This window comes from Inquilinus sp. YAF38 (genome assembly GCF_052113205.1).
In the GTDB taxonomy this organism is placed as follows: domain Bacteria; phylum Pseudomonadota; class Alphaproteobacteria; order DSM-16000; family Inquilinaceae; genus Inquilinus.
In genome coordinates this window covers 1-11,066 of the sequence record NZ_JBFRCU010000141.1, presented here as the reverse complement: position 1 = coordinate 11,066, position 11,066 = coordinate 1, and the positions used below count along the sequence as shown (strand labels likewise).

At 68.8% G+C, this 11,066-nt stretch carries 12 protein-coding genes; 6 read left to right on the top strand and 6 right to left on the bottom strand.

All coding sequences use genetic code 11. The features are described from left to right. Positions 1–248, bottom strand: a 248-nt coding sequence (locus AB4Z01_RS34530) for a sugar phosphate nucleotidyltransferase (protein ID WP_441701142.1), incomplete at its 3' end; no start/stop codon positions are given. A gap of 191 nt (positions 249–439) precedes the next feature. Here AB4Z01_RS34530 and AB4Z01_RS34525 point away from each other — a divergent pair. From AB4Z01_RS34525 to AB4Z01_RS34505, 5 genes are all read left to right on the top strand, one after another. Further along, positions 440–1,390, top strand: a complete 951-nt coding sequence (locus AB4Z01_RS34525) for a substrate-binding domain-containing protein (protein WP_441701141.1) — start codon at positions 440–442, stop codon at positions 1,388–1,390. Between the two features lie 119 nt (positions 1,391–1,509). Next, positions 1,510–3,036 (top strand): sugar ABC transporter ATP-binding protein, encoded by a 1,527-nt coding sequence (locus AB4Z01_RS34520; RefSeq protein WP_441701139.1) that lies wholly within the window; start codon positions 1,510–1,512, stop codon positions 3,034–3,036. An 11-nt stretch (positions 3,037–3,047) separates the two neighbouring features. Beyond that, entirely contained in the window at positions 3,048–4,067 is a 1,020-nt protein-coding gene (locus tag AB4Z01_RS34515; RefSeq protein ID WP_441701137.1) for an ABC transporter permease, read from the top strand. A 98-nt stretch (positions 4,068–4,165) separates the two neighbouring features. Next, positions 4,166–4,540: a YciI family protein gene (locus tag AB4Z01_RS34510; protein WP_441701135.1), complete on the top strand. Its 375-nt coding sequence runs from the start codon at positions 4,166–4,168 to the stop codon at positions 4,538–4,540. Beyond that, positions 4,537–5,760, top strand: coding sequence for an RNA polymerase sigma factor (locus tag AB4Z01_RS34505; protein ID WP_441701133.1), 1,224 nt, complete (start codon positions 4,537–4,539; stop codon positions 5,758–5,760). The genes AB4Z01_RS34510 and AB4Z01_RS34505 overlap by 4 nt, the downstream gene beginning before the upstream one ends. 32 nt (positions 5,761–5,792) lie before the next feature. On the opposite strand, the gene AB4Z01_RS34500 is transcribed toward AB4Z01_RS34505, so the two are convergent. Further along, on the bottom strand, positions 5,793–7,274 hold the full coding sequence (locus tag AB4Z01_RS34500) for a capsule assembly Wzi family protein (protein WP_441701131.1): 1,482 nt from the start codon (positions 7,272–7,274) through the stop codon (positions 5,793–5,795). A gap of 259 nt (positions 7,275–7,533) precedes the next feature. Here AB4Z01_RS34500 and AB4Z01_RS34495 point away from each other — a divergent pair, with 259 nt between their 5' ends. Next, a complete protein-coding gene (locus tag AB4Z01_RS34495) occupies positions 7,534–8,139 on the top strand; it encodes a hypothetical protein (RefSeq protein ID WP_441701130.1) in 606 nt (201 codons plus the stop codon). A gap of 11 nt (positions 8,140–8,150) precedes the next feature. Here the strand turns inward: AB4Z01_RS34495 and AB4Z01_RS34490 are convergent, their stop codons facing one another. From AB4Z01_RS34490 to AB4Z01_RS34475, 4 genes are all read right to left on the bottom strand, one after another. After that, positions 8,151–8,912 (bottom strand): DeoR/GlpR family DNA-binding transcription regulator, encoded by a 762-nt coding sequence (locus tag AB4Z01_RS34490; RefSeq protein WP_429229511.1) that lies wholly within the window; start codon positions 8,910–8,912, stop codon positions 8,151–8,153. 320 nt (positions 8,913–9,232) lie between these two features. Next, the gene (locus tag AB4Z01_RS34485; protein WP_441701128.1) at positions 9,233–9,904 is read right to left on the bottom strand and encodes an ABC-type transport auxiliary lipoprotein family protein; all 672 of its coding nucleotides are present in this window, start codon (positions 9,902–9,904) and stop codon (positions 9,233–9,235) included. 2 nt (positions 9,905–9,906) lie between these two features. Then, a complete protein-coding gene (locus AB4Z01_RS34480; protein ID WP_441701126.1) occupies positions 9,907–10,884 on the bottom strand; it encodes an MlaD family protein in 978 nt (325 codons plus the stop codon). A 1-nt stretch (position 10,885) separates the two neighbouring features. Continuing rightward, positions 10,886–11,066: hypothetical protein (locus tag AB4Z01_RS34475; RefSeq protein WP_441701125.1), on the bottom strand; the 181-nt coding region annotated here is incomplete at its 5' end.

The following is an 11,066-nucleotide window of genomic DNA, read 5'->3' as shown; positions in this document are numbered from 1 at the left end:
ATGAAGCGGTGGTCGTCGGCGCAGATGAACACCGGCGGCGCGAAGCCGTCGGCCTCGCCGACCCGGCTCACCGTCTCCTGGATCATGGTGCTGTCCGACACCAGCGGCAGGAACTGCTTGGGATAGCCGGCCCGCGACAGCGGCCATAACCGCGTCCCCGAACCGCCGGACAACACCACCGGCACCACCAGTTGGCTGCCAGGCTCCGTCGCCGCCGCCGGCCGCTCCACCGTTCTCGCCTTCGTCATCGTCATTCGCCCCGTCCGGCCTCGATCGAAAAGCTTATCCGCCATCCGCACCCGCTCTGTCCAACGCCGCCGCACCCGGAGCACTCCGTTGACAGTGGATGAACAATCATCCGACAATTTGAGCTGAACAAAGAGTCGGGATTGCGGCGCGGCACCGCCCCCGGCAACCAAATCGCCGTGGAGGAGAGCTCATGACTGGTACGTTGCAGCGCGCCCTGCTGGGCGCGGTCCTGGCGATCGCGGTCGCCCTGCCGGGGGCGGCGCAGGACAAGAAGACCATCCTGACATCGGTGCCCAGCCTGGGCTTCCCGTTCTTCGTCCACATGATGAACGAGCTGAAGGCCGAGGCGCAGAAGCTGGGCGTCGCGTCGGTCGAATCCGACGGCCAGAACAGCGCACCGAAGCAGACCGCCGATGTCGAGGCGGCGCTGGTGCAGAAGGTCGACGGCATCGTGATCAGCCCAATCGACGTCAACGCCATGGCGCCGGTGCTGACCGAGGCGGTGGAGGCCGGCGTGCCGGTGGTGACCATCGATCGCCGCGTCACCGGGGTCGACGGCATCCTGGCCCATGTCGGCGCCGACAACGTGCTGGGCGGCGAAGCCCAGGCGAAATGGCTGATGGACAGCTACCCGAACGGCGCCACCATCGTGAACCTGCAGGGCCAGCCGGGCGCCAGCCCGGCGATCGACCGCAACAAGGGCGTGCACAACGTCCTCGACGCCCACAAGGACAAGTACAAGTTCGTGGCGGAGCAGACCGCCAACTTCGCCCGCGACCAGGGACTGAGCATCACCGAGTCGATCCTGGCCGGGCTGTCGACGCCGCCCGACGTGATCGTCGCCGCCAATGACGACATGGCGCTCGGCGCGCTCGAGGCGGTGCGCGGCCGCAACCTGCAGGACAAGATCAAGATCATCGGCTTCGACGCGCTGCCGGAGGCGCTGGGCAGCATCCGCGACGGCGGACTGGCCGGCACCATCGAGCAGTTCCCGGGCGGCCAGAGCCGCAAGGCGGTCGAGGTGCTGGTCGATTACCTCAAGACCCAGAAGAAGCCGGACCCGGCACTGATCCTGCTGACCCCGATCGCCATCACCAAGGCCAATCTCGACAAGGCCGAGCGCATCGGCGAGGTGAAGTAGTACTTTCCCATCCTGTCATCGCCGGGCTCGACCCGGCGATCCAGGGGCCATGAAGAGCTGCTCTTGCCGCCCTGGATGCCCGGGTCAAGCCCGGGCATGACAAGAGGGAGAGGACACGGATGACCGAACCGCTGCTGCGCATGATCGCGATCACCAAGCGCTTCCCGGGCGTCGTCGCCCTGGACGGCGTCGGGCTGGAGGTCGCGGCCGGTGAGGTGCACGGCCTGCTCGGCGAGAACGGTGCCGGCAAGTCGACGCTGCTGAAGATCCTGTCCGGGGCCCAGGCGCCGGACAGTGGCGGCATCGTCTTCGCCGGCGAGACGGTCAGCTTCGCCGCGCCCTATGAGGCACAGCGGCGCGGCATCGTCACGATCTATCAGGAGTTCAACCTGATCCCGAGCCTGACGGTCGGGGAGAACATCCTGATCGGCCGTGAGCCCGGCCGAGCCGGGCTGGTCGATTGGGGCGCGATGCACCGGACGGCGAAGGCGGCGCTGGACCGCATCGGCCTGGCCATCGACCCGCGCCGGCTGGTGCGCGATCTCAGCGTCGCCGAGCAGCAGATGGTCGAGATCGCCCGCGCCCTGTCGATGGAATCGCGGCTGATCGTGATGGACGAGCCGACCTCGGCCTTGAGCTCGACCGAGGTCGACCGGCTGATGGCGATCATCCGCGCCCTGCGCGGCCAAGGCATCGCGGTGATTTACGTCACCCATCGGCTGGACGAGGTGATGACGGTCTGCGACCGGGTCACCGTGCTGCGCGACGGCAGGCTGGTCGGCAGTGCGCAGGTGGCCGAAATCACGGTCGACGACATCATCCGCATGATGGTCGGGCGTGACCTCGGCGCCCTGGCCCGGATCGAGGGCGGCGCGGCCCAGAGCGGCCCGCCGGCGCTGCGGGCCGAGGGCATCGCCACCGAGCGCAGCGCGTTGAACCCGCACGCCACGGTGCTGCACGACGTGTCGCTGGCGGTGCAGCGCGGCGAGATCCTGGGCATCGCCGGGCTGGTCGGCGCCGGGCGGACCGAGTTGGCCCGCGCCATCTTCGGCGCCGACGCCCGCACCGGCGGCCGCGTCCTGGTCGAGGACAAGCCGATCGAGATCCGCAGCCCGGCCGACGCCATCCGGCACGGCATCGGCCTGGTGCCGGAGGACCGCAAGCAGCAGGCGCTGTTCCTGTCGCTGGCGATCCGCAGCAACCTGGCCATCGCCGCGCTCGGCAAGCTGGCGGGTCTGTTCGGCTATGTGTCGGACAGCAAGGAACGGGGGCTGGTCGAGGAATACCGCCGCGCGCTCGGCATCCGCATGGCGGGGCCGGAGCAGCAGATCGCCAACCTGTCCGGCGGCAACCAGCAGAAGGTGGTGCTGGCCCGCTGGCTGGCGCTGCGGCCGAAGGTGCTGATCGTCGACGAGCCGACCCGCGGCATCGATGTCGCCGCCAAGGCCGAGGTGCACCAGCTGCTGGGCCGGTTGGCGCGGGAGGGCATCGCGGTGATCGCGATCTCGTCGGAGCTGCCCGAGGTGCTGGCGATCAGCGACCGCATCGTCACCATGTGCGAGGGCCGGATCACCGGCGAGATGGGCCGAGCCGAGGCCGACGAGGAAACGCTGATGCGGCTGATGACTCGCCGCCGGGCGGCATAGGAAAGATCAAGATGGCGCAGGGCACGACTCTTCCGGACCGGGGCGGCTTCGACCTGTTCGGGCTTCTGGCGCGGTTCGCGCCGCTGATCTTCCTGGTGGTGCTGATGGCCGGCTTCGCCATCGCCGAGCCGCGCTTCATCTCCACCGTCAACCTGCTGAACGTGCTGCGCCAGGTCTCCATCTACGGGCTGCTGGCGATCGGCATGACCTTCGTCATCCTGACCGCAGGCATCGACCTGTCGGTCGGCGCCGTCCTGGCCTTCTGCGGTCTCGCCGCCGCCATCGTCGCCAAAGGCAGCGCCAGCGGCAACTTCGCGCTCGGCTCGGACGAAGTTCAAGGCTGGGGCTGGGGTGCCGCCGCCCTGGTCTCGATCCTGCTCGGCATGGTGGCCGGCGCGGTGCAGGGCTTCGCCATCACCCGGCTCAAGGTGCCGCCCTTCGTGGTGACCCTGGGCGGCATGTCGGCCTTCCGCGGCGCCGCGCTGCTGCTGTCCGGCGGCGGGCCGATCAGCGGCTTCGACGCGGATTTCCGCTACTGGGGCCAGGGCAAGATCCTGGAGATCCCGGTGCCGGTGCTGGTGTTCCTGGGCTTCGCCGTGCTGGCCCATCTGGTGCTGCGCTACAGCCGCTTCGGCCGCCAGGTCTATGCCGTCGGCGGCAATCCGGAGGCGGCGCGGCTGTCCGGGCTGAAGGTGCGGCGGGTGCTGCTCAGCGTCTACGTCATCATGGGCTTCTTCGTCGGGCTCGGCGCCTTCGTGCTGTCGGCCCGGCTGAACTCGGCCGAGGCGGTGGCGGGTCAGGGCTACGAGCTGACCGTGATCGCCTCGGTGGTGATCGGCGGCACCAGCCTGTTCGGCGGCATCGGCACCATCTTCGGCACGGTGATCGGCACGGTGCTGATCGGCGTGCTGCTGAACGGCCTCGTGCTGATGAACGTCTCCTCCTACATCCAGCAGATCATCATCGGCGTGATCATCGTGCTGGCCGTGGCCTTCGACACCTTCGCCAAGTCGCGCCGCCGGCGGGTCTAGCCGCCGCGAATATTTTCGCGGACGATGTCGAAAGGCTTGGCGCCGGCCCGTCATGGGGGTGAGCGAGATGCGCTCGACCCCGTGCAATGGAGACGATCATGCAGTACGCCTTGCTGTTCCAGCAGTCCCCCGAGGAGTTCGCGGCCCGCAGCGATCCGGACAAGCGCGAGCAGCGCGACGCTTTCTGGGCCGCCTTCATTCCCTACATGACCGCGCTGCGCGAGGCCGGAATCATCGTGGCCGGCGCCGGGCTGGAGCCGCCCGAGACCGCCACCTCGATCCGGCTGCGCGACGGCAAGCGGCTGGTCCAGGACGGTCCCTTCGCCGACAGCAAGGAGCAACTGGGTGGCTTCTTCATTATCGAGGTGCCGAACCTCGACGCGGCGCTCGACTGGGCGGCGCGCTATCCGGCCGGGCCGGGCGGCGGCGTCGAGGTCCGGCCGGTCCTGCCGGCGATGAAGCAGGAGCCGTGAGCCAGGAGGCGCGCCGCGCGGTCGAGCGGGCGGCGCGTGACTCCTATGGCCGGCTGGTGACGTTTTTGGCCGCCCGGTCGCGCGATATCGCGGCGGCGGAGGACGCACTGGCCGACGCCTTCCGCACGGCGCTGGAGACCTGGCCGCGCGACGGCGTGCCGGACCGGCCGGAGGCCTGGCTGCTGACCGCGGCGCGGCGCCGGCTGATCGACAGCGCCCGCCACCTCCGGGTGCGGGTGGAGGCCGTCCCTGACCTCCGCATCGCGGCGGAGGAGGCCGAGGCGCTGGCCGAAGCCGACCGCTTCCCGGACGAGCGGCTGAAGCTGCTGTTCGTCTGCGCCCATCCGGCGATCGACCCGGCGATCCACACGCCGTTGATGCTGCAGGCCGTGCTGGGCCTCGACGCCGCGCGCATCGCCTCGGCTTTCCTGGTCAGCCCTGCCGCCATGGGCCAGCGGCTGTCACGCGCCAAGGTCAAGATCCGCGACGCCGGCATCGGCTTCGAGCTGCCGGAGGCGAAGGAGCTGCCGCCACGTCTCGATGCGGTGCTGGAGGCGATCTACGCCGCCTATGGCAGCGGCTGGGACGACGTCGCCGGCGCCGATCCGCGCCGCCGCGGCCTGGCGGCGGAGGCCATCGACCTCGGCCGGATGCTGCGGCCGCTGCTGCCGGCCGAGCCGGAGGTCGAGGGGCTGCTGGCGCTGATGCTGCATTGCGAGGCCCGGCGCGAGGCACGCCGCAGCCCGGAGGGCGACTATGTGCCGCTGTCCGAACAGGACACGGCGCGCTGGTCGAAGCCGATGATGGCGGAGGCCGAGCGAATCCTGTCAGCCGCCGCGCAGGACCGGCGCTTCGGGCGGTTCCAGTTGGAGGCGGCGATCCAATCGGTTCACGCCCAGCGCGCCCGGACGGGCCGGACTGACTGGGAGGCGATCGCCCTGCTGTATGAGGGGCTGGTGCGGCTGGCGCCGACCATCGGTGCGCGGGTCGGCCAGGCCGCCGCCATCGCCGACGCGCGCGGCGCCACGGCCGGATGGGCGCTGCTGGAGGCGATCCCGGCCGAGGCGGTGGCGAGCTATCAGCCCTATTGGGCGCTGGCCGCCCATCTGCTGCGGCGGCTCGGCCAGCCGGTAGGCGCGGCCTACGAGCGCGCCATCGGCCTGTGCGAGGACCCGGCGATGCGGGCGTTCCTGCTGCGGCGGTTGCGAGAGGCTTCGTAGCTTGGATTCGCCGTAGCGAACCCGGACAGGTCTCAGAAGCGGATCGTCGTCGACACGCCCAATGCGGCCATCGGCTTCTGCTCGCCCGGGCTGTTCGGCGAGTCGTCCTGAAACCGCAGATTGATGCCGACCGTGTTACGCCGCATCGGAATCGAGACGCCGAGATCGACCATATTGATGTCTTCCTTGGTCTTGGTGACCCTGTTGGTGGTGGCGTTCTTCGGATTCAGGAAGGCGTGGGAGTAGGAGACCTTGTAGGTCCAGTCGTCGGTGTCGACGAAGGTGCCGGTAACGCCGAACAGCTCGGCATCGGCGTCGAGGCTGTCGCCGATTGCGCGGTCGTAGAAGCGATAGCCATCCGGATAGGCACCGCTCTCGTAGAAGTAGCCGTAGATCTTCTTTTCCAGGAAGTTCGCGGTCGAATTCGAATATTCGACATTGACCTTCCACGTCGCCCCCTCGTCGCCCCAGCCGTTCCAGACCGAAGCGCCCAGGACGCCGGCGTTCCGCGACGGCAGCGGCAAGCCGATGGAGGAATAGGCCGCGTCTTCACCGGTCAGCTCGCCATAGATCTCGAAGGGCTGGCCGAAGATCTGGTTGCTGTAGCGGGCGTCGAAGCCGGCGATCTGGTTGGCCGGGTCCAGGGCCTGCTGCGCCGGATCATCGACGTTGGTGTTGCCGAAGAAGCCCTTGAAGAAGGTGTTGATGCCGCAGGGCCGGCCGCTGCCGCAGAACATCATGATGCGCGAGCCGCTGAGCTCGAGCCCCGGGATCGGGCTGATCGAGAGCCGCAGCCCGAACATCAGCGGGTTGGACACCTGCCGGCTGTCTGGCAGGACACCCATGAAACCGGTGAACTGCCAGGGGCCGATCCAGCTCAGCCACGGTGTCTCGAAGGCGTGCGGGTTGGACCGCATGAAGCCGACCTTCGGGAACGGCCGGGCGTTGGTGGAGAGGATCAGGCTGGTGGTCTCGCCCGGTCCCCACCAGGTGTCGAGCCAGCCGGCATAGAGGATCCAGTTGTCGATCCGCTGGGCGAGATAGGTGCCGTCGAGCGACGCCTGGAATTCATCCTCGCCGGCGTAGTACCAGGGGCTGTCGCCCTTGGCGAAGCGGGAATAGGCGCCCAGCGACAGCCGCATCGCGGTCGAATCAGCCATATATTCGAAGGAGGCGGAAATCTCGCCCCGTTGCCGCGCCGTGTAGTCGAAGCCGCGCACCAAGGCGGGCTGGTTGGTCAGGTCGGCCCGCAGCTCCGAATGCAGCTGGCCCTGCCGGGTCTCGGCCGCAGCCCGTGCCCGGACGCGGTCGAGCGCCGCCTGGGCGTAAGGTGGCAGCGAATCCCGGTCGGCCTTGGCCAGACGATAGGTGATCTGGGCCCAGGGCAGCGGCCAGGCGCTGAGCACGCCGTCGATGAGACGGAAGTTCTCCAGGATGTGGATGTCGTTGCGCAGAGTCGAGTCGCCCGGCTCAGCCCACGGGCTGGCCGTGGCCGTTCCCGTCGTCGCCGCCACAGCGCTGGCCGAAATCACGGCAGCGGCAACGGCTATGGCTATCTTCCTCGCAACGGCCATTATTCCCCCCGGACGGCCCCGAATACCTCGCCCTAATACACAAGAACTCCCCGTAAGCCCAGCCGCCGCGTGGCTTAATAGATGCTTCTCCGCCACGGTCCCCTCTGGTGAGCGACAAATTTGTCACAATCGTAACAACGGTTCTTGGCGGCCGCGGTCCGCTGCGCCATCTCTTCGAGGCCGATTCTCAGGAGGCGTCATGCGCGCCCTCATCCTCGCCCTCACCGCCCTGCTGCTCGGCCCCTGCGCGCAGACGCAGGTGGCCGGCTATGTCGACCCCGCCTATCGCGGCGGGGCGCCGATCCGCTCGATCGTGGTGGTCGCGGAGACGCCGCGCCTCGGCGAACGCGAAGCGCTGGAGAGCGCCGCCGTCGCCGAACTCGCCGCCCGCGGCGTGCAGGCCCGGCGGATGATCGACCTGGCGCCGCCGACCCGGCCCGGCGGCCCGGCCGCCGAGACCGCCGCGATCCGGGCGGCCGGCGTCCGCGCCGTGCTACGCATCGCCGTCGATCAGCGCGCCACCGTCGCCCGCTACCTGCCGCCGACTTATGTCGGAGACCCGTTCTTCCCGTATTACGGCTACGGCCCCTATCCCGGCCCCTTCGCCGGGCTGACGACGGGCGGCCGCTGGATCGAGGAGCCGACGGCCCGCTACGACGCCACGCTGCAGGAGGCGGGCGGCGGCACCGCCATCTGGAAGGGCGAGGCCGTCGCGCGCGGTGGCTCGAACAGCAATTTCACCGATCTCGCCGCCCGGGCGGCCAGGGACCTGATCTCGCGGCTGCAGCAGGACAAGGTGATCTGAAAACCAAATCGCTAGTCGGCGACGTGGACGCGGCAGGTGGTGGCGGCGATCGCCTCGCTGAAGGGCGCCGGCGGGGCCCGGTCGGTGAACAGGGCGTGGATCTCGCCGATCGAGGCCAGCCGCACCATGGCATTGCGGCCGAACTTGGTGTGGTCGGTCACCAGGAACACTTGGCGCGAATTGTCGATGATCGCCCGCGCCACCCGCACCTCGCGGTAGTCGTAGTCGAGCAGCGTGCCGTCGCCATCGATGCCGCTGATGCCGATGATCCCGACATCGACCTTGAACTGGCGGACGAAGTCGAGCGTCGCCTCGCCGACGATGCCGCCGTCCCGGGCCCGGACCACGCCGCCGGCGACGATCACCTCGCAGCTCGCATTCGAATACAGGATGTTCGCGACATTGATGTTGTTGGTGATCACCCGCAGGCCGCGATGACCGAGCAGCGCCCGGGCCACCTCCTCCGTCGTCGTGCCGATGTTGAGGAACAGCGAGGCGTTGTCCGGCACCTGCCGCGCCACCAGCCGGGCGATCCGGCGCTTCTCCTCCAGGCACAGCACCTGCCGGGTCGAATAGGCGAAGTTCTCGACGCTGCCCGGCGCCGTCACGCCGCCATGGAAGCGCCGCAGCAGGGCCCGGTCTTGCAGCAGCGAAATGTCGCGGCGGATGGTCTGCGGCGTCACCTGGAAGCGGTCGGCCAGGGCCTCGACCGTGACATAGCCCTCCTGGCGGACCAGATCGACGATCTGGCTCTGCCGCGCCGTGGCGTTCATGGCCGCTCTTCTTCCCGTGGCTGGACGAACAAGAATGCTAATCGGGAAGCGGAAACGATGCCAATATTTTCACTTGCGAACATCGCCTCGGCACCAGGCCGCCGCGAGCGCCTTGCGATCGCGCCATGCCGTGCTATGAAAGGCTGCAACGAACACGGGGATGGACCGGATCATGGGTGCAGAGTGGGTCATCATCATCGGCGTCATCGCCTTCTTCTTCTGGCAGACCGTCACCCGCTGACGACGCAGCCGATCCGTTGACGCACCGCGCCGGCCCCTCAGAGGGCCGACGCGGTTTTCACCCCCGCCCCGATTCTTGCCTAGACCTGCCGCCGTGGCCGGCCGGCTGCGCGGTCGTCGCGTTCGCCGGTGCGCAGGGTCCATTCGACCACCTGCTTCAGCACGCCGCCCAGGGCATCGTCCCAGGCCCGGACCACATCCGTGAACTCCGGCCCCTTCACCTCGATCACCCGCTCGAAGCTCTCGCCGCCGATGATCGTCCGCTGCGGGAAGCGCACCAGCTTGGCGCCGATCCGCACCCGCACCCGGTACGGCTGGCCTTCCCAGCGCTCGGCTCGGAATTCGCGGATCTCGGGCTGCAGCACATAGTTCGCGCGCAGGCCGGAGATCTGCCGGCCGACCGAGACGATCTTGCCGGTGTTCTCGAAGCTTTCGACCAGCAGCCCGACGACCATCGCCGGGGCCCGGTCGACCCAGGCCACCTTGGCGAAGTAATCCAGCTTGGTCGGACTTTCGCTGATCGCGATCCGGTCGGTGTCGATGCCGGCGTTGGCGCTCGGCATGTCGACCAGGAGTTGCCAGCTGGCCTTCGGCAGGCCCGGATCGAAGGTGTTCTTCGGCGTCAGCTCATAGACCTGCGGCGCCGGCGGTGCCAGCGCGCTGATCCCGCCGCAGCCGGCAAGGCCGACCGCGGCCGAGGACAGAGCGGCCTGCCGCAGGAAGAAGCGCCGGGACAAGGGGGAGAAACTCATCTTCACCTCGATGAACCTTGCGGCGGCACGCCACCGGACGAGCCGCCGAACAGGAACTGCGCCGGGCTGCGGTCAAGCCGCGACAGGGTCCGGTTCAGGTTGTCGGTCAACTGGCGGAGCTGGGTGATCAGCTGGGTGATCTCGTAGAGACCGTCGGTCGAGAAGCTCTCCACCCCGGGTCCGGATTGCTTCAGCAGCCGGGCCACCCCGTCGGCGCTTTGGCGCAGCGACGCGATCATCGCCCGGGCATCGGCCACCGTGGCGTTGACCTGGGTGTCGGTGGTCGACAGGAAGCCGGTGGCGCCGGTGGTGAGCTTGTTCAGGTCCGCCCGCGCGTCGGTGACCAACCCGTCGATATTCTGGGTCAGTGTGTCGATCCGCTCGATCGTGCTCGCCAGTTGGGTCGAACGCTGCGCCAAGGCCGCGGTCAGTGTGTTCACATTGCCCAGGACCTCGGAGATGTTCCGGACATTGTCCTCGGAAAAGATCCGCTGCACCTCGCGCGAGATGTCAGACAGCCGGTCGAGCAACTGCGGCACGGTGTCGACGATCGCCTGCAGGCCGGACTGGCGGGACGGGATGACGGCGTATTCCCTGCCCTCCTCTTTCTCCAGCCGCGACGCGCCCTGGACGCCGCCGCTGAGCAGGACGAAAGCACCGCCGGTCAGGCCCTGGATCTCGAGCGAGGCCACGGTGCCTTTGACGATCGGCGTGTTCGGCCGGACCGCGATCCGGACCTGCACCCGCTCGACATTGGACGGGTCGATCTGGATGTCCTCGACCGCTCCGACCGGAATGCCGCGATAGCGCACCTGGCTGCCCTCCTGCAGCCCGGTGACGTTGCCGGAGAAGTAGATCAGGTAGCGCTCGGCATTCTCGCGCAGCCCCGACCCGCCGAGCCAGACGGCGAACACCACCAGCCCGACCATCAGGATCAGGACGAAGCTGCCAACGGCGACATAGCTCGCACGCGTCTCCATCTCAGCCCTCCGCCCCCATCTGCGCGCGCTCCAGGGYGGCATGCTCGGCCGCCGCGGCGCGGCCGCGCGGCCCGTGGAAGTATTCCTGGATCCAGGGGTGGTCGACCTTGAGCAGGCTCCGGCCGCGCGGCCCGTGGAAGTATTCCTGGATCCAGGGGTGGTCGACCTTGAGCAGGCTCTCG